At 30.9% G+C, this 19,129-nt stretch carries 19 protein-coding genes; 7 read left to right on the top strand and 12 right to left on the bottom strand.

Translation table 11 applies throughout. The annotated features are described in order from the left end of the window. The first annotated feature begins 64 nt into the window (after nucleotides 1–64). From aspS to msrA, 4 genes are read left to right on the top strand one after another with little or no spacing between them, the layout of a single operon-like run. Nucleotides 65–1,816 (top strand): aspartate--tRNA ligase, encoded by a 1,752-nt coding sequence (gene aspS / locus SR63_RS01520; protein ID WP_012006668.1) that lies wholly within the window; start codon nucleotides 65–67, stop codon nucleotides 1,814–1,816. Then, nucleotides 1,813–2,391: an adenylate kinase gene (locus tag SR63_RS01515; protein ID WP_002855137.1), complete on the top strand. Its 579-nt coding sequence runs from the start codon at nucleotides 1,813–1,815 to the stop codon at nucleotides 2,389–2,391. Before aspS ends, SR63_RS01515 begins: the two co-directional genes overlap by 4 nt. 9 nt (nucleotides 2,392–2,400) lie before the next feature. Next, on the top strand, nucleotides 2,401–2,919 hold the full coding sequence (gene ppa / locus SR63_RS01510; RefSeq protein ID WP_002855031.1) for an inorganic diphosphatase: 519 nt from the start codon (nucleotides 2,401–2,403) through the stop codon (nucleotides 2,917–2,919). Between the two features lie 40 nt (nucleotides 2,920–2,959). Continuing rightward, entirely contained in the window at nucleotides 2,960–3,457 is a 498-nt protein-coding gene (gene msrA, locus SR63_RS01505; RefSeq protein WP_002866497.1) for a peptide-methionine (S)-S-oxide reductase MsrA, read from the top strand. A 175-nt stretch (nucleotides 3,458–3,632) separates the two neighbouring features. Here msrA and SR63_RS01500 read toward each other — a convergent pair whose 3' ends face one another. The 5 genes from SR63_RS01500 to ilvC are packed head-to-tail and all read right to left on the bottom strand — an operon-like array spanning nucleotide 3,633 to nucleotide 7,752. Beyond that, complete coding sequence (locus tag SR63_RS01500) at nucleotides 3,633–4,472, bottom strand: RsmB/NOP family class I SAM-dependent RNA methyltransferase (RefSeq protein WP_002866496.1); 840 nt, start codon at nucleotides 4,470–4,472, stop codon at nucleotides 3,633–3,635. A gap of 28 nt (nucleotides 4,473–4,500) precedes the next feature. After that, nucleotides 4,501–4,884 (bottom strand): Holliday junction resolvase RuvX, encoded by a 384-nt coding sequence (ruvX, locus tag SR63_RS01495; RefSeq protein WP_002852281.1) that lies wholly within the window; start codon nucleotides 4,882–4,884, stop codon nucleotides 4,501–4,503. After that, nucleotides 4,881–5,654 (bottom strand): DNA-processing protein DprA, encoded by a 774-nt coding sequence (locus SR63_RS01490; protein ID WP_002866495.1) that lies wholly within the window; start codon nucleotides 5,652–5,654, stop codon nucleotides 4,881–4,883. Before SR63_RS01490 ends, ruvX begins: the two co-directional genes overlap by 4 nt. After that, nucleotides 5,644–6,726 (bottom strand): divergent polysaccharide deacetylase family protein, encoded by a 1,083-nt coding sequence (locus tag SR63_RS01485; RefSeq protein WP_002876692.1) that lies wholly within the window; start codon nucleotides 6,724–6,726, stop codon nucleotides 5,644–5,646. Before SR63_RS01485 ends, SR63_RS01490 begins: the two co-directional genes overlap by 11 nt. 3 nt (nucleotides 6,727–6,729) lie before the next feature. After that, a complete protein-coding gene (gene ilvC, locus SR63_RS01480; protein ID WP_002866493.1) occupies nucleotides 6,730–7,752 on the bottom strand; it encodes a ketol-acid reductoisomerase in 1,023 nt (340 codons plus the stop codon). 118 nt (nucleotides 7,753–7,870) lie between these two features. Here ilvC and SR63_RS01475 point away from each other — a divergent pair, with 118 nt between their 5' ends. The 3 genes from SR63_RS01475 to SR63_RS01465 all read left to right on the top strand — a co-directional run bounded on the left by SR63_RS01475 (nucleotide 7,871) and on the right by SR63_RS01465 (nucleotide 11,899). After that, nucleotides 7,871–9,805 carry an RNB domain-containing ribonuclease gene (locus SR63_RS01475; protein WP_147498334.1) on the top strand — a complete coding sequence of 645 codons (1,935 nt, stop codon included), beginning with the start codon at nucleotides 7,871–7,873 and terminating at the stop codon, nucleotides 9,803–9,805. Beyond that, nucleotides 9,798–10,763 (top strand): DNA polymerase III subunit delta, encoded by a 966-nt coding sequence (gene holA / locus SR63_RS01470; protein WP_002919844.1) that lies wholly within the window; start codon nucleotides 9,798–9,800, stop codon nucleotides 10,761–10,763. The genes SR63_RS01475 and holA overlap by 8 nt, the downstream gene beginning before the upstream one ends. Before the next feature lie 92 nt (nucleotides 10,764–10,855). Further along, nucleotides 10,856–11,899 carry a type I restriction endonuclease gene (locus SR63_RS01465; RefSeq protein ID WP_002799865.1) on the top strand — a complete coding sequence of 348 codons (1,044 nt, stop codon included), beginning with the start codon at nucleotides 10,856–10,858 and terminating at the stop codon, nucleotides 11,897–11,899. 21 nt (nucleotides 11,900–11,920) lie between these two features. Here SR63_RS01465 and hypA read toward each other — a convergent pair whose 3' ends face one another. The 7 genes from hypA to SR63_RS01430 form a co-directional block, all read right to left on the bottom strand. Next, nucleotides 11,921–12,265: a hydrogenase maturation nickel metallochaperone HypA gene (gene hypA, locus SR63_RS01460; protein WP_002876687.1), complete on the bottom strand. Its 345-nt coding sequence runs from the start codon at nucleotides 12,263–12,265 to the stop codon at nucleotides 11,921–11,923. After that, a complete protein-coding gene (gene hypE, locus SR63_RS01455; RefSeq protein WP_002787379.1) occupies nucleotides 12,265–13,239 on the bottom strand; it encodes a hydrogenase expression/formation protein HypE in 975 nt (324 codons plus the stop codon). Before hypE ends, hypA begins: the two co-directional genes overlap by 1 nt. Then, entirely contained in the window at nucleotides 13,236–14,327 is a 1,092-nt protein-coding gene (gene hypD / locus SR63_RS01450) for a hydrogenase formation protein HypD (protein ID WP_002785902.1), read from the bottom strand. The genes hypE and hypD overlap by 4 nt, the downstream gene beginning before the upstream one ends. After that, entirely contained in the window at nucleotides 14,311–14,592 is a 282-nt protein-coding gene (locus tag SR63_RS01445) for a HypC/HybG/HupF family hydrogenase formation chaperone (protein ID WP_002776342.1), read from the bottom strand. Before SR63_RS01445 ends, hypD begins: the two co-directional genes overlap by 17 nt. Continuing rightward, nucleotides 14,592–15,335, bottom strand: a complete 744-nt coding sequence (gene hypB, locus SR63_RS01440; protein ID WP_002876679.1) for a hydrogenase nickel incorporation protein HypB — start codon at nucleotides 15,333–15,335, stop codon at nucleotides 14,592–14,594. Before hypB ends, SR63_RS01445 begins: the two co-directional genes overlap by 1 nt. Nucleotides 15,336–15,412: 77 nt before the next feature. After that, nucleotides 15,413–17,602: a carbamoyltransferase HypF gene (gene hypF / locus SR63_RS01435; protein WP_002876677.1), complete on the bottom strand. Its 2,190-nt coding sequence runs from the start codon at nucleotides 17,600–17,602 to the stop codon at nucleotides 15,413–15,415. Further along, on the bottom strand, nucleotides 17,583–19,103 hold the full coding sequence (locus SR63_RS01430) for a hypothetical protein (protein WP_002876674.1): 1,521 nt from the start codon (nucleotides 19,101–19,103) through the stop codon (nucleotides 17,583–17,585). Before SR63_RS01430 ends, hypF begins: the two co-directional genes overlap by 20 nt. Between the last annotated feature and the right edge of the window lie 26 nt (nucleotides 19,104–19,129).

The raw sequence follows: 19,129 nt of genomic DNA, 5'->3' as shown, positions 1-19,129 counted from the left end.
GCAAAAGAATAAAAATACTATAATTTTGCTCATTATCTTAAAAAATCTTTTTCAAGGAATAAATTTGCGAAGTCATTATAATACAGACTTGGGAATTTCCCATGTTGGTCAAAGCGTTAAACTTTGCGGTTGGGTAAATAGCTACCGCGATCATGGTGGAGTTATTTTTATAGATTTAAGAGATAGAAGTGGTATTATCCAACTTGTTTGCGATCCAAATGATAGCAAAGAAGCTCATGAAATCGCTTCCAATGCAAGAAATGAATTTGTACTTATTGCAGAAGGTACTATTCGTCCGCGTGGCGAAGGACTTGTAAATCCTAAATTAAAAACAGGAGAAATCGAAGTAGTTGTTTCTAAACTTACCATAGAAAATGAAAGTGCCGTACCTCCTTTTGCTATCGCTGATGAAAGTGTAAATGAAGAATTACGCTTAAAATATCGCTTTTTAGATTTAAGAAATCCTAAACTTTATGAAAATTTTGCCTTGCGTTCTAAAGCTTGTATAGCAGCTAGAAATTCTTTGGCAAATATGGGATTTTTAGAAGTTGAAACCCCTATTCTTACTAAAGCTACTCCCGAAGGTGCAAGAGATTATCTCGTGCCTTCTCGTGTGCATCAGGGTGAATTTTATGCTCTTCCACAAAGCCCTCAGCTTTTCAAACAACTTTTAATGTGTAGCGGTTTTGATCGTTATTTTCAAATCGCAAAATGTTTTAGAGATGAAGATTTAAGAGCTGATCGCCAACCTGAATTCACACAAATTGATGTTGAAATGAGTTTTTGCGAACAAAAAGATGTAATCAATGTAGCTGAAACTTTTTTAAAAGATATTTTCAAAGCTTGCGGCAAAGAAATTCAAACCCCTTTTAGACAAATGCAATACAAAGACGCTATGGAGAATTATGGCTCTGATAAGCCGGATTTAAGATTTGATCTTAAATTTATTGATGTGATTGATATTTTTGCTAAGTCAAATAATGAAATTTTTGCAAATATTGCCAAAGATACAAAGAAAAATCGCATCAAAGCCATACGCGTTCCAAAAGGCGATACTATTTTTTCAAAAAGACAAATGCAAAGATTTGAAGAATTTGTGCGTAAATTTGGTGCCCAAGGCTTAGCTTTTATACAAGTTAAAGAAGATGGGCTTAAAGGTCCGCTTTGCAAATTCTTTAGCGAAGAAGATTTAAATGAGCTAAGCAAACGCTGTGAGCTTGAAGTAGGAGATGTGGTATTTTTCGGTGCAGGAGCTAAAAAAACCGTGCTTGATTATATGGGAAGATTTAGAATTTTCTTAGCCAACGAGTTAAATCTTATAGATCCAAATGCCTTAGAATTCTTATGGGTTGTTGATTTTCCTATGTTTGAACAAAATGATGATGGAAGTTATTCTGCGATGCACCATCCTTTTACCATGCCAAAAAATATCGATGAGACTGATTTAGAAGAAATTTCATCTATTGCTTATGATGTAGTTTTAAATGGCGTTGAGCTAGGTGGAGGTAGTATAAGAATCCATAAAAACGATATTCAACAAAAAGTATTTAAACTTTTAAATATCGATGAAGAACAACAAAAAGAAAAATTTGGCTTCTTGCTTGATGCTTTAAGTTTTGGTGCTCCACCACATGGAGGTATCGCTATAGGACTTGATAGACTCATCATGCTAGTTACAGGAGCAAACAGTATAAGAGAGGTTATAGCCTTTCCAAAAACCCAAAGAGCGCAATGCTTAATGACAGATGCACCATCGCCTGCTAGCAATGAAGCAATGAGAGAATTAGGAATCAAATTAAGGGAGAATATAAAATGAAAGAATTGTTTTTAATCATAGGTGCACCAGGTAGTGGAAAAACTACCGATGCTAGTTTAATCGCACAAGCAGATGCGACAAATATCACACACTATTCAACAGGAGATCTTTTAAGAGCTGAAGTAGCAAGCGGGAGTGAGCTTGGAAAAACTATAGATAGTTTTATATCCAAAGGCAATCTTGTTCCTTTAGATGTTGTTGTAAATACTATAGTTTGTGCTCTAAAAGCTGCTCCAACTAAAACTATTATCATCGATGGTTATCCAAGAAGTGTAGAGCAAATGATGGAATTTGATAAGGTTTTAAGTGAGCAAAATGAAATTTGTCTTAAAGGTGTCATAGAAGTAAGAGTAAGCGAAGAAGTTGCCAAAGAAAGAGTTTTAGGCAGAAATCGTGGTGCAGATGATAATGAAGAAGTGTTTTATAATAGAATGAAAGTTTATACAGAACCTTTAAATGAAATTTTAGATTTTTATCAAAAGAAAAAACTTCATTTTATTATCGATGGGGAACGCACTATCGAACCTATCGTTGCAGACATGAAAGAACTGATTAAAAAAATTCAAAGTATATAAGGAGAAAAAATGGATTTAAGCAAAATCAAAATCGGAGATATTCCAAATAAAATCAATGCCGTAATCGAAATTCCATACGGCTCAAGCATCAAATACGAAATCGATAAAGATAGTGGTGCTATCATGGTAGATCGCGTTATGGCTAGTGCGATGTTTTACCCAGCAAACTATGGTTTTATTGCCAATACTTTGGCTGATGATGGTGATCCTGTGGATATTTTAGTGCTTAATGAATATCCTATCCAAGCTGGAGCCGTGATTCCTTGTCGCTTAATTGGTGTTTTAATCATGGAAGATGAAAGCGGAATGGATGAAAAACTTCTTGCAGTTCCAAATTCAAAAATAGATGCAAGATATGACAATATAAAAACTTACACGGATTTACCACAAGCAACTTTAAATAAAATCAAAAATTTCTTTGAAACTTATAAAATTTTAGAGCCAAACAAATGGGTTAAAGTACAAGATTTTAAAGATGAAAAAGCTGCAATTGAAATTTTAGAAAAAGCAATCAAAAACTACAAATAATCTTAGCCCTTCAAAGGGCTAAACTCAAGGAAAACTCGCAATGAAAAATATCGTTTTAGGTGGTGGTTGTTTTTGGTGTGTTGAAGCCGTATTTGAACGCCTAAAAGGTGTAATCGATACTGAAGTTGGATATAGCGGAGGAAATCCAAATCCTAGCTATGAAAGCGTGTGTAATGGTGATGGTAACATAGAAGTTGTCAAAATAAATTACGATGAAAAACAAATCTCTCTTCTTGAAATCTTAACACTCTTTTTTAAAATTCATGATCCAACAAGTATAGATAAACAAGGTGGAGATATTGGTATACAATATCGCTCAATAATCTTTTACGAAAATGAAGAAGATAAAATTTTAGCTCAAAATTTCATCGAAGAACAGCAAAAAATATTTAGCAAAAAAATAGTTACTAAAATTTCAAGATTGCAAACTTACTACAAAGCTGAAAACTATCATCAACATTATTTTATAAATAATCCCAATCAAGGATATTGTCAAGCTGTAATAGCTCCAAAACTGCAAAAAATACAATCAGGCTAATTTCATCTTTTTAAGGTTAAAAAAAATTCAACTTTATTCACAGCCTTTTCACGCTGTGATTTTCTTTTCAAAGTACTTAAAAATAGAACTTTAAGCTTTAAAATAAAGAAAAAATTATTTATTGTTTTTTAAGTTTTTTTATGAATTTGTATTTAAATGTGAATAATTTTATCAATTAACATAATTTCCTAAGTTTAGCTATGAAAAATCCATCATAGTCTAAGCTTGGTAAAATCCGTCTGCATTTTGAAATTTCAGCAAATTCTTCACTTTGCCCTGCTTTAGCCTCAACATTTTCCAAATCAATATCTAAAAGCTCTAATTTAAACTCACTTTTTAAAGCATTCTCTATCACTTCTTCATTTTCTTCTTTGGTAAAGGTGCAAGTACTATATACAAGCTCTCCACCTATTTTTAATGCCTTTAAAGCAGAATGTAGAAGTTTTTTTTGAGTTTTTGCAATATTTTTGATTTCTTTATAACTTTTTTCCAAATCAAAACCTATTTTAGCAAAAGTCGAACAAGGTGCATCAAGTAAGATTTTATCAAATTTTAAAGGACATAAATTGCCTATATTTTTACCATCTTTCATAAAAACTTTAGCATTCACGCCGTAATTTTTAAGATTTTTTTGCAAAATAAAAAATCTATCCCTACTCATCTCATTGCAAGCTAAATAACCTGTATTTTGCATAAAATTTGCAAGATTGATACTTTTACCACCCGGAGCTGCACACATATCAAGAACCCTTTGCCCTGCTTTGACTTCTAAATTTAAAGCACACAAATAAGAAGAATAATTTTGTATATAAAAGTGCGCCTCATTAAAAGCTTTCATAGAACTTAAGATAGCCTTATCTTTGGCATCAAACAAATAACAATAAGCATTGATCTTTTTAAATTTTAATTTTTGTTTTAAAAATTCTTTTTCTAATTCTTCAATGCTAATTTTTAAAGTATTTGCAAATACACAAACATTTTTTTCTTGAGTAAAAGAAGATAAAATATTTTGCATTTCATCTTTGGTATAAAGTTTTTCTATTCTAGAGAGCAAAATAATCCTTTATCATGATAAAAGCGGATAAAGAGTCTAATTTACCATCTTTTTTGCGTGTATTGGCTACGCCGTATCCTAAAGCTTCTTTGCTTGTTCCGCTTTCATCTACAAAGCAAATTTCTTTATCAAATTCAAGCAAAGAAACAAAATGCTTAATGCGTCTTGTCATTTCTTCTTCACTTGATCCACCCTTAGGAATGCCAACAATGAGTAAAGAAATCTCATGTATTTTAAGTAAATTTTTAATTTCATTAGCGGCTTGATTGCGATTTTTTCTTAAAACTGCATCTAAAGGCAAAGCGATCTTTTTATCTATGCAAAGCGCTACACCTATGCGTTTTAAACCTACATCTAAAGCCAAAGCTCTCATGCTAAAACCCTTATAAAAAGCCCTTCTATGGAAATTTTTCCCTCAAGTTCATATTCATAAACTTTTTGTCCATAAATTTTTAAAGCCTCATCAACACTCACACCTTTTTTACAAAACTCTAAAAACTCATCTTGATTTATATCTATACTTGCAAACTCACTTACAAATTCTTTGAAATCACAAATCAATTTTGCTTTATTTTCCTTTAAAAGCAAATTAGTCCCTGTACTTTCTCCTAGTCTTTGCGGTAAAACATATAAAGGTTTATTGAGTTCTAAAGCAAGTTTTGCACTTTGCATAGAACCACTTTTTATATCTGCTTGTGCAACTACAACGGCCTTACTTAAAGCAATAACCAAACGATTTCTTAGTAAAAAGTCATAATTTTTTGGCAAATAATCATCTTCGTATTCGCTTAAAGCCAAAGCATTTTCATAAATTTGTTTAATGATTTTTTCATTAGTTCTTGGATAAATTTGATCCAAACCATTAGCAAAAATACCTATAGTATTTGGCATAGCCGCCATACTTGCGGTGATATCCACACCCAAAGCACCGCCACTTACCACACAAAGATGAGCATTTTTAAGCATACTCGCTAAGGAAAAAACACAATTTTTCGTATAAACACTCATACGCCTTGAACCTATAATAGCAATTTTATCTTGTTTTAATAAAGATAAATTTCCTTTATAGTGTAATTTTTTAGGAGGCTTTTTTAAATCTTTAAAAAGTTCTAAAAATTCATCAGGCAAAATTTCACTTGCCATAAATTTCACTCAAATACACAAGATCAACGCTTTTTAACAAATCTTTACTTTGCTCTAAAGCTTTAAAAGTATTTTTCCTAGGATGTCCTATGGCTATAACAAAACCTTTTTTTTGTGCAAGTTTTACTGCATTTTGAATTTGTTTTTTAACATAATTAACATCATCTTCATTATCCAAAAACACATCTCTTTGTATATAAGGAACATTTAACTCTTTGGCTATTTTATTTGCTTTAGAATTTCCTATAGTTTTAGAATCTACAAAAAATATATTTTGATTTTTTAAAACCTCATAAAGCTTTCTCATAGCTTCTTCATTGCTTGTAAATAAACTTCCCGTGTGATTATTGATGTATCTTAAATCCTTAAAATCTTTTTTAATTTGCTTGATTTTTTTAAAAATTCTTTCTTTGCTATCATTTGGATTTAAAGTATCAAGCTCAGGTTTATTGTAATTAATCGCTGCTAAAGGTAAATGCACCATATAAAAATCAAATTTTAAAGCAAGTTTTGGCGTTTCGCTATGGTTTTTATCTGGCGGAAAAAAAGAAGGATTTAACTTTAAATTTAAAGCTTTTAAACCTCTAACCTGACTTGCATTTGCCATATCATCGATAATAATAGCAAGTTTTGGTTTTTTAGAAATTTTATTTAAATGAATATCTTCATTAAAAGTTAAATTTTGATCTTGGGTTAAATTTGTATCTTTTGGAATAAAATTTTGTTCCAAACTCTGATTTTGCTCTAAACTTAAATTCTGCTCCACACTGCTTAAATTTTGCTCATTTAAACTTGTATTTAAATCATCGATTTCTTGAATTTTTTGCTCTAAAATACTTACAAATTTATTATTATCAAACTCATTCTCTTGAAAAATACCAATTTCATAATGATCTTTATTTGATGAAATTAAATCTTCTTGTTTATCAATAAAATAATCCGGCTTAACAGAAGAAACATCTTGGGAATTTTGATATTTTACTAAAATTCCCAAAGCTAAAGCTATACAAAGTAAAAAAAGTATAGCTATGATTAAATAACGCTGAATTTGAACTAATTTTTTCTTTGACAATGTTTAGTTCTTATCTTTATCTACTAATTTTTTAGCACTGATCCAAGGCATCATCGCACGCAAATTGCGCCCTGTTTTTTCTATCAAAGAATCATTCATATTTTTGCGTTCTGCATGCATTCTAGCAAAACCTGCACGGCGTTCTAAGATAAAATCTTTTGCAAAAACACCATTTTGTATATCTTTTAAAACACCTTTCATCGCTTTTTTAGTCTCTTCAGTAATAATCTTTGGCCCTGTAATATAATCGCCGTATTCTGCAGTATTTGAGATAGAATAACGCATATCTGCAATACCACCTTGATAAATCAAATCCACAATGAGTTTCATTTCATGCAAACACTCAAAATAAGCCATTTCAGGTTCATAACCTGCTTCAACCAAAGTCTCAAAACCTGCTTGAATCAAAGCACTAAGCCCACCACAAAGCACGGCTTGTTCACCAAAAAGATCTGTTTCTGTTTCGGCTTTAAAGGTTGTTTCTATAATACCTGTGCGTCCGCCCCCAATCGCACTTGCATAACTTAAGGCTAAATTTTTAGCATTTTTACTTTCATCTTGATGGATGGCTATTAAACAAGGAGTTCCACCTCCTAAAGTAAATTCATTTCTTACTGTGTGTCCTGGTGCTTTAGGTGCTATCATGATAACATCTATACCTTTTGGAGCAACAATTTGACCATAGTGGATATTAAAACCGTGCGCAAAAGCTATAGCCTTGCCTTCACTTAAATTTGGTTTTATTTCGATATTGAAAATATCTGCTTGAATTTCATCAGGAGCTAAAATCATAACCACATCTGCTGTCTTAGAAGCCTCGCTTACACTCATTACTTCAAAACCAGCATTTTTTGCTTTAACAGCACTTACACTACCTTCACGAAGTCCGATAGTTACATTTACGCCATTATCTCTTAAATTCATCGCATGAGCGTGCCCTTGAGAGCCAAAGCCTATAATTGCTACTTTTTTTGATTTGATTAAATTTAAATCACAATCTTTATCATAATATACTGTAATAGCCATATTCACTCCTTAAAAATTCAAAAATTAAAGGTATTATTATAGCAATTAAAGTATAAAATTCATATTTTTTTTATAAACTTTATGTAAGAATTTTACAAAAAATCATAAAGTATCAAAAGTGAAAGAATTTTTAAACAGTCTTAGTTATGGCATTAGCTCTCACGAAGTAAACAATGAATTTAAACAAATTTTAAGAGAACTTTTAACCAATCATATCATTAAAGAACATAAAAACAAATACTATCTTAACAATGGTTTTGCCTTTGGAGTACTTGATATTTCGAGTAAAGGCACAGGTTTTTTACAATGCTTTGATGAAAGTTTCAAAAAAGATCTTTTGATAGAAAACAAAAACCTAAAAGGCGCAAACTATAAAGATATAGTTGCAGTAAAACTTCTACCTTTAAAGAAAAAACGCCCCAGTGCAAAGGTGATTTTGGTTCTAAAAAGAGCCAATGAAACCTCTTTAGTGATCACCAAAAGGTATGGCGAAGCCGTGCTTGGAATGAATATCAAAACAGGATTAAGTACCACCTTAAAAGCTTCTCAAAAATCCTTAAAAGCACTACCTTTAGGGACAATTTTAAAAATAGAAAATGAAAATAACAATATCATAGAAGTTTTAGGACATATCGATGATGAAAGCGTAGATGAAAAAATCTCCTTAGCTCTTTTTAATAAAAATAACGAATTTAGCGACGCTTGTATCAAAGAAGCTCTAGCAAATGGTGATAGCGTTGATGCGAGTATGTATGAAAATCGCATGGATTTAAGAGCCTTGCCTTTTTGCACCATAGATCCTATACATGCAAAAGATTTTGATGATGCGATTTATTTTGACATCCAAAAACGAGAAATTTATGTAGCTATTGCTGATGTTAGCGAATATGTTTATGCTTATAGTGCTATAGATAAAGAAGCAAGAAATCGTGGATTTTCTATTTATTTTCCACATATTGCTATACCTATGCTACCGCGTCCTTTAAGTGAAAATATCTGTTCTTTAAAACCTCATTTAGATCGCTTAGCGTATTGTTTTAAAATCGCACTCGATCATGAAAATAAGGTCATAAAAGAAGAACTTTTTGAAGGTATTATCAACTCAAAACGCCGTTTTAATTACGATGAAGTTGATGAAATTTTGATACAAAAACCTGATTTAAAAGAGCTTTCATGGCTTTATGAGCTTTTTGAAATCACAAAAAAATTACGCAAAATGCGTCTTAAAAATGCCTTTGAATTTCGCACTGAAGAATTAAGAATGAATTTAGATGAAAATTTAAGTCTAAAAAGCACAGTTTTTGAAAAAGACACGCCTTCGCATAATTTAATCGAAGATTGTATGCTTTTAGCCAATAAAGCCGCGGCAAAACTCATAGATATAGGTGTTTTTAGGAATCACTTAAGTGCTGATGCAAGAAAAATCGATAAGCTTTTAAATGAATTACGCGAACTAGGCATCGATGTAAATTTTAAACCCAATCTTCCTGAACTCATACGCGACATACAAGCTTTAGCCGATGAGTTAAATTTAAGAGCAGAAGTAGATAAACTCATCATCAAAGCACAAAAAAAAGCGGAATATTCTAGTGTAAATGCGGGACATTTTGGCTTAGGTTTTGATAAATACTCACATTTTACAAGCCCTATAAGAAGGTATTCTGATCTTATTTTACACAGACTTTTAAAAGCCAAACAAAAAAACGATGAAAAACTTTTTAATTATCTACTTTTAAACATAGAAAGCACTTGCGAGAATCTTAGTACACTTGAAAGAGAGGCGGATAAGGTTGCTTTTGATTTTATGGATAGAAAATTTGCTAGATGGGCGGCTAAAAATATAGGCAAAAAATTTAAAGCTTTAGTTGTGCAAAATGATGGAGTTTGCATAGCTAAACTAGATGATGAAATCAAAGGAGCGGATATAATCCTTTATGATACGCGTGTAAATTTGCTAGAAAGTGTTGAAGTGCAAATCATGGAAGCGGATATAGTTATGGCAAAAATTTATGCTAAAATCACCCAAAGACTCATAAAGGAAGAAAATGTATAGAAAAGAGCTTCAAATCTTACTTTCTAAAGATTCAATACCTAATTTTTTCTTTCTTTATGGAGCAGATAATTTTCAAAGCGAACTTTATGCTGAATTTATAAAAGAAAAATATAAGCCCGATGAAACTTTGAAACTTTTTTTTGAAGAATACAACTTCACTCGTGCGAGTGATTTTTTAAGCGCAGGATCGCTTTTTAGCGAAAAAAAATTACTAGAAATCAAAACTTCTAAAAAAATTCCAACAAAAGATCTTAAAGTTTTAGTAGATCTTTGTAAAAACAATGCGGACAATTTCTTTCTTTTAGAGCTTTATGATGAAAGTTCTAAACAAAGCGATATAGAAAAAATTTTCTCTCCTCATTTTGTAAGATTTTTCAAAGCTAACGGAGCTAAAGAAGGCGTGGAACTTTTAAGCATAAAAGCAAAACAACTAGGGGTTGAAATCACTCAAAATGCTTTATTTACTCTTTTTACAAGTTTTGATGAAAACTTATATCTTGCTGCGAGTGAGCTTAATAAATTTAGTGGTTTAAGAGTAGATGAAAAAACCATAGAACAATACTGCTATAGTTTGAATACAGGAAGTTTTGAAAGCTTTTTTGAGAAAATTTTAAAAAAACAAGACTTTAAAAGCGAACTTGAAAAAATTTTAGATAATTTTAATGAAATTGCTTTAACCAACTCTTTGTATAATTCTTTTTATCGTTTGTTTAAAATCGCACTTTATGCTAAAGTCAATGGTAAAATTGACTTTAAAGATCTTTTAGGCTATACTCCACCTCCTCAAGTGGGACAAAATTTAAGCTCTCAAGCCTTTAGTTTAAAAATCGAACAATATAAAGAAATTTTCACTCTTTTGCTTAAAAGCGAATACGAGCTTAAAACCAATTCTAAGCTCGTAAAAAAAGAATTTTTGATTTCAAATTTGCTTAAACTTGCAAGGATTTTGAAAAGCTAAATAGTAAAATTATAAAAATTAAAATCACTTTTTTTATTATAAAACTAAAAAATGTTGCTATAATACTTTTAATAAAAACAAAAGGAATGAAAATAGATTTTGAAAATCAATTAAATGCTATCGTTGAAACAATAGCTGAACGCAAAACACTTGTCAATACTGAAGAAGCTACAAAAATGACTTTTATAATGCCCTTTTTAAAAACATTGGGTTATGATGTTTTTAATCCTAGTATTGTTGTGCCAGAATATACAGCAGATATAGGAACTAAAAAAGGCGAAAAAGTGGATTATGCTATTTTCAAAGATTCAAAACCTTTTATTTTAATTGAAGCTAAAAATCATACTGAAAATTTAGATAATCATAACAATCAGCTTGTAAGATATTTTAACACTAATCCTAGTATTAAATTTGCCATTCTTACCAATGGTATTGAATATAGATTTTTTACAGATATTGAACAACAAAATCTTATGGATAAAATACCATTTTTAGTTGTTAATCTTGAAAAACTTAAACCTAGAGATATTAAAGATCTAAAACGTTTTATTTGCACTGACTTAAACTTAGATGAAATTCTAAGCATTGCTATGGAGAAAAAATATTACCGAAGTATACAAGAAATTTTTAAAAGCGAAATAGAAAATCCAAGCGATGAATTTACAAGTTTTTTTGCTAAACAAATGACAGAAAAAAGAATGACTAGTGCTGTTTTAGAAGAATTCAAAAATTACATTAAAAAATCTTTTAAAGAAATTATTAATGATTTAGCTTATGAAAAAATCACAAGTATTAAAAACAATCTTCAAAACATAAACGATGATGAAAATGATGAGCAAATTGATGAAAGTAAAGATATTGTCACAACAGAAGAAGAATTACAAGGTTTCTATATAGTAAAATCAATTCTTGCTAGTGTCAGTGCCAATCTTGAAGATGTAAGTTACAAAGATACTTTAAGCTATTTTAGTATTTTATATCAAGGCAAAGTTACTAAGTGGATATGTAGATTATATTTTAATACAAGCAAAAAATCTATTAGTTTTCCGGATGGAGCAAGTTATAATATAGAAAAATTAGAAGATATTTATCAATATAAAGCAGATATTATCAAAGCATTTGAAAGCAGAAAGTAAAATCATTTATTGATTTTACTTTCACTCCATCACAAGTCGCATAAGGTGTAAGTCCTCACCTTGTGTGATTTTATATTCTATACTTTGACATTTAGGACACTTAAAAACATTTTCTTCTAAAATGCTTACTTGATCACATTTTAAGCATAAAATTTCAAGTGGAGCAAGTTCTATAAAAAGTTTAGCATTTTTACAAATATTTGAGTTTTCTTTAAAAGTTTCAAAACAACGCTTAAAAAGATCCACTTCTATACCACTCAAACGCCCGATTTTTACATAAATTTCTTGCACATTGTAAGCCTTATTGTTTAAGGCATTTTCTTCACAAAGTTCGATTAAAGATTCTACTATACTTAATTCGTGCATTAGCAAATTCTTGGTAAAAGTTCGCCTTTAGGACTTTCTAAAAAGCGTTTTGCCCCATAAGCGTTTTGTAAGATCACACGTGCTTTTTTCTCTTCTAAAACTTCTCCTATAATACTCGCATTTACATTGTATTTTTTTAGAATTTCTAAGGCTTTTAACTCATCTTCTTTTTCCACGCAAAGTATGAAAGTGCCTTCATTTGCAAGCTCATAAGCTTCATAACCAAAAAGCTCGCAAAGTCCTAAAACCTCATCTTGAACGATGATTTTTTCTTCAAAGATCAAAAGATCATTTCCGCTTTGCTTTGCCCACTCATTTAAAACCGCACTAAGCCCCCCACGAGTAGCATCTCTCATTGCTACAACCTTTATATCTTTTTCTAAAAGCTCTAAAACCTCTTTATCCAAAGCCTTACAATCACTTTTAACATCAGCTTCTAACTCATTTCTTTTGATTAAAACACTAGCTCCATGCCTTCCTATATCACCTGAAAGAAGTATGCTAAGCCCTGCTTTGATATTTTTACTTTCTTTTTTAGAAATAATTTCACCTAAGGCCGTAGTGTTGATATAAATTTCATCTGCTTTGCCCTTAGGAACAACTTTAGTATCGCCACAAACTAACATAACTCCGCATTTTTCACATTCTTCTTTAATGCTTTTTAAAATGCGTTCTAGTTTTTCTAGCTCAAAACCTTCTTCTAAGATAAGCCCTAAACTTAGATATTTTGGCTTAGCGCCTACCATCAAAACATCGTTAATAGAACCACAAACACAAAGTTTGCCTATATTGACCTCTTCATCTAAAAAAATCGGACTTAAAACAAAAGAATCCGTGCTTAAAGCCAAATTTCCTAAAATCGCTGCATCATTATTTGCATTTAAAATTTCATTATCAAAGATCTTAAAAAGCTTAGTTAAAAGCTCGTTCATCTCTTCTCCGCCACCTCCGTGGGCTAAGGAAATATTTTTCATACATTCACCTTTGAGTATTTATAATACGCCGCACAAGCACCCTCGCCAGAAACCATACAACTTCCTATAGGACTTCTTGGCGTACAAGCCTTACCAAAAACTTTACAATCATAAGGCTTGGCCAAACCTCTTAAAATTTGCCCACAAATACAGGCTTTGCTTTCATTTTTACTTTGCACCGTACAATCAAATTTTTTACTCGCATCGTAAGCGCTAAATTCTTCTTTTAACTCCAAGCCTCCATCTTTAATAAGTCCTAAGCCACGAAATTCAAAATCACACACCCTAAAGTATTTTTTTACTAAATTTTGTGCTTTAACATTACCTTCTTTGCTTACGGCTCTTTTGTATTGATTATACACTTTAAAAGTGCCTTCATTGCTTTGTTTTATGATATTTAACACACTTTCTAAAATATCAACTGGTTCAAAACCACTCACCGCTATAGGGGTTTTAAACTTTGCTGCCAAAGGCTCATAAATACCATAACCTGTTATCACACTCACATGGGAAGGGCCTAAAAAAGCATTGATTTTTACATTTTCATCATTCATGATCGCTTCCACAGGTGCTGGAACTGTGATATGATTGATATGAAAAAAGACATTATTTATTTTCTCTTCTATAACCTTTTGAAGAAGCAAAGCACTCATAGGCGTAGTAGTTTCAAAACCTATAGCAAAAAAGATGATATTTTTGTTTAAATTTTGCTTAGCGATTTCTAAAACCTCAAGCGGAGAATAAAGCGCTCTAACATCAGCCCCTTTAGCTCTTAAATCAAGCAGAGAAATTTCACTTCCAGGCACCCTTAAAAGATCTCCTAAAGTACAAAAAATCGTATCTTTCATGGAGGCTAACTTGATAGCTGTATCAATGCGAACTCTTGGCATAACACAAACAGGACATCCTGGCCCATGGATAAAGTTAATTTCCTTTGGCAAAATAGAAGGTAGGGCATATTTCATGATACTATGCGTATGCCCACCGCAAATTTCCATGATATTGATAGGATTTTTAAGTTCTTGTTCTATGAGTTTTTTTAAAGCTAAAATGCTTTCTTTATCTCTAAATTCATCGATGAAATTCATTTAAACCCAAATCTCCTTCATCACTTTTTATCTCTCCACTATTCATTTTTTCTACTATTTCTTGATAGGTTTTAATGCTTTCTAGTGCAGCTTCTTTGTCGATTTTTTCCATAGCAACGCCTACATGGATTAAGACATAATCGCCTTGTTTTAAAGGCTCATCAATCAAATCCAAATTAACTTTTCTTTTCACACCTAAAGTTTGTACTAAAGCATTATTTAACTCATCGATTTCTAAAATTTCAGAAGGTATAGATAAACACATTAAAAAAGCTCCTTTTTAAGTTTAAGCACCTTATACCAAAGCTCCATATTAGTGCCATTTTTTGCATCAAGAGTGATAATATCTGCTCTAGGATTTAATTCTTTAATCAACTTAGTTGCCTCTTTAAGATCAAAATCAAAATGATGAGCCAAATCTACCTTTGTGATTAAAACTATATCAGCCTTTTTAAACATCACAGGGTATTTTTGCGGTTTATCACTTCCTTCAGTTACCGAAAGCAAAACCACATTTAAATGCTCTCCTAAATCATAACTTGCAGGACAAACCAAATTTCCAACATTTTCTATAAAAAGCAAATCCACATCATCAATGGCTAAATGATGCAAAGCCTCATGCACCATAAAAGCATCCAAATGACAGCTTTGCCCTGTAGTGATTTGATACGCCAAAGCTCCGGCATTTTTTACCCTTAGAGCGTCATTATTGGTTTCTAAATCCCCTTCAATCACAGCAATTTTAAGTTCATTTTTCAAAGCCTTAATCGTGCTTTCTAAAAGCGTGGTTTTTCCACTACCTGGAGAACTCATTAAATTGATACAAAGCGTGTTAGCTTCATTAAAATGCGCTCTATTATGCTTAGCTTCTTCATCATTTTTGCTTAAAATTTTAGAAATCACTTCTATGGTTTTACCCTCTTTTAAGCTTGGATTTTCATGATGGTGATCGTGATGATGACCATGCGTATGGCTTGAATTTATAGAGCAGCCGCAATCTTTACACATTTTCTTTCCTTATATATTTTTTGTTTCATTTTAACCTTAAAAGCATTAAAAAATTATGAGTTTTTAGAATATTTGCTTTATTTTTCTAAATTTAAAAAATGCACCATTTGTCCTAAGGCTATGGAGCTATCATTACAAGGGTACTTTAAAGGTATAAAAAAATCAAAATTTTTAGCTTTTAAAATTTCAAGCAAGGTTTTGTTTTGAAAAACCCCTCCGCTTAAAAGCACTTTTAAATCATAATCTTTGCTAAAATCTATGATAAAATTTGCCAAGGCATTAAACATACCTGTAATCGCCTTAGTTTTTTCATCTTGCAAAGCCCCTAGGATTAAATTTTTAAAATTAACCTGCCCTTTTTCTACAAAAAGCTTATAAGAAAAATCAAGATTTTTATCATAAAAAGCTTCACACATTAAGCCAACTTGAGCTTCATAAGAACTTTTTTCTAAGTTAAAAACAATACTTCCAAAAGCATCGATAATGCGTCCTAAAGAACTTGTTTGTAAGTTAGAATGAGAATAAATTTTTTTAAGATTTTTAAGTTTAATTTTTGGAATTTTTGCTAAAAAATCCTTAGCCTTATCTTCTAAATCATAATGAAAAATAAGACTTAAGGCTAAATTTTGTATATTTTTAATATCACTATTTATAAGAGTGAAATTTTCAAAATGTGCAATTCTTTCATATTCTTTTAAATTTCCTACAAAAACTTCTCCACCCCAAATTTTACCATCTTCGCCATAACCTGTTCCATCACAAATAAAAGCTAAAGCCTTTTCATCTTTTGCAAAATTTTCTTCATATTCAAAATAAGCCGCACAAAAATGCGCATAATGATGAGAAATTTTAATCCTTTCTTCAAATTCTTTTGCATAGCTAAAATGCGGGTGTTTATCGCACAAAATCGCATCAAATTTCAAATCATAATTTTGTTTAAAAAATTCTAAAAGTTTAAAAAATCTCTCATGCGCATCAAGACTTTTCAAATCCCCTATATAAGGAGAAATTAAAAGTTTATTTTCATAAAAAATCACAAATTCATTTTTAAGTTCCGCACCTAAAGCTAAAAAAGTGCCTTTTTTATTAAAATTTCTTTCCAAATAAAAAGGATTTAAACCCCTTGAAGTACGCAAAAACATAGTTTCACCATTTACCACTTGAGCTATGCTGTCATCACTTGCATTGATAATTTCCCTATCATAATCCAAATAAAAATCAAAAACTTTATCAAGTTTTTTACACAAATTAAACTCATCTTTAATAATACTTTCTCCGCTTAAATTTGCACTCGTTGCTACAAGGCTTCCTTTAAAATACTCAAAAAGCAAAAGATGTAAAGGTGTATAAGCTAACATAATACCGATTTTATCAACATCAGGAGCGATTAAAGAAAAGGCTTTTTTTGCCTTTAAAATCACAATAGGAGCTAAAACCCCACCAAGCAAAGCTTCTTCTTTTTCATCTATAAAGGCAAGTTCTTTAGCACTTTGTAAATCTTTACACATCAAAGCAAAAGGTTTTTTAGGGCGATTTTTTCTAAGTCTTAGAGTTTTTAAAGCTTCTTCATTAAAAGCATCGCACATGAGATGAAAACCACCTATGCCTTTTATGGCTAAAATTTTACCTTCCTTTAAAAACTTCGCACTTTGCATAAAAGCTTCTTGATCTTTAGCTAAAATTTCACCCTTTGGATTTTTAAGAAAAACATTGATTTTGCATTTAGGACAACTAATAGGCTGGGCATGAAAACGCCTATTTTTAGGATCTTCGTATTCACTTTTACAAAACTCACACATCAATAATTCTTGCATAGAGGTATTAAATCTATCATAAGGAAGACTTTTTATAATACTAAAGCGTGGCCCACAATGTGTGCAAGTGATAAAAGGATATAAAAAGCGTGGATTTTTTTCATCAAAAAATTCTTTTTTACACTCCTTACAAAGCGCAAAATCGCTTAACATAGGCGTGCTTTTTGTATTCTCTAAAGAAGGAGTAATGCTAAAATTCTCATAGTTTGAAATAGAAATTTGCGTGATTATAAGCTGATCTATTCTTGCTAAAGGTGGAAGATGATTTTTTAAATTTTCTATGAAATTTTCACATTCTTTTTGAGTGCAAGCAAGGATGATTTCTACCCCAAAACCATCATTTCTTACCTCTCCAAAAAGCTTTGATTTCAAAGCTAGTTCATAAACTAAGGGGCGAAAACCCACCCCTTGAACTAAGCCTGAAATTTTGATCTTATACCCTAAGTGGCACATCGCTTAACTGACAATTTTTAAGATGTTTTAAAGTATTTTTAAGCAAAGATTTATGTTCAAACAAAGATCCACTTATAAGCGCTAAATCACTTTGCTTTTTCTCTCTTAATTCATCATAAGTATCACGTAAGAAATAAGCCAAACTCTCAACCGCTCCATAAGCGATATTAGCACTATCTACACCTGCTAACATAAAACTCATAGCAGATCTTAAGGTTCTTGTATAATCAAAACTTTTATCTTCTTTCAAACGATAATCAATCTTTACTCCACGAGGCATTTTTGACTCATCAGCGATTTTTAAAAGCTCGCTAACACTCTCTTGTAAATTTTTACCCAAATTTAGCACTCTACCTACTAACCCAAGCAAAGAATAAAAATTGTTTTGAAGCTCAAAATTTTCATCTAAAAGAGGAAATTCCTTGCTAAAATTTTCTAAAAGCCTTGCACCAATTTCATCTTTTTTAATTTCTTCATAAAGTTCTTTGCTGTGTTTTGGCAAGGAAAGTTTAAGTAAATTAAGCTCTTTATTGACAAGCAAAATATCTTCATAATCCTTACTAAGCTCTAAAATAAAAGCCTTTTCTTTATAACGGCTTACAAGATAAGAAATTCTTGCCATATTTTTATCTTCTTTAGAAAAAATAAGCTCTCTTGCCTTAGCATTGATAAATTCAAAGCCTTCCAAAACCACCACTTGCTCATCTAAAGCACTGATATAAAAATCTTTTTGATATTCTTCTATCTTTTTTACGCTCAAAAATTTATATTCATTTTCAAAAAGTTTTAAACCTAAAGCAAAACAAAACAAATCCCTAGCAAGTCTGATTTTAAAATCATTAAAATCAAGATTGTGATTTTTTCTAAACATGGCATTAAGCCTTAGTTTCATCAAAGGTTTTTCTAAACTTGCAAGAAATTTTAAATTTTCATTTGAACAAACAAAAACTGAATTTATAGCCTTAATATCACAAGGAAGCAAAAAATCTCCTATAAATTCGTTCTTAAACAAAGAAAATTCATAAATACCATTTTTATCTTTTAAATAAATCTTTTTTTCTTGACTTAACAAATCAAAAGCAAGATTTAAAAAAGTATTGAAATTTTCTTCATTGATTTTTTCAAATTCTGATAAATTGCTTGAAAATTCACACTCACAAAACACGCCCCATTCGTTTTTGTTTAAAAGTTTTTTTTCTTGATACGCATTAGAATTTAAATGAGTAATATAAGAAAATCTTGAAAATTCTTTATCCTCTGGCATACAAGGGTTAAAACCATGCCCCGCTTTTACATCAAATTTTTTCAAAAAAACGCTATGACTCATGAAATTCAAAGAATCGCAAAAAGTCTTTAAATTTTCTTCATCTGCATCGATAGAAAAATGATAAGTATTTTCTTCTTTACTAAGGATATAATTGTAATTTTTCGCATAAAAACGCAATAAATATTCAAAAATATCATTATCTGCATTATAAATAAAATCAAAATCCAAAGTCATATTATGCCTTTTTTGAAAAATAAACT

Origin of the sequence: Campylobacter sp. 2014D-0259, from assembly GCF_008000505.1 — a bacterium.
Lineage (GTDB): Bacteria > Campylobacterota > Campylobacteria > Campylobacterales > Campylobacteraceae > Campylobacter_D > Campylobacter_D jejuni.
Note: the sequence above shows the minus strand (reverse complement) of the source record. Positions and strands in the feature narration are given on the sequence as shown.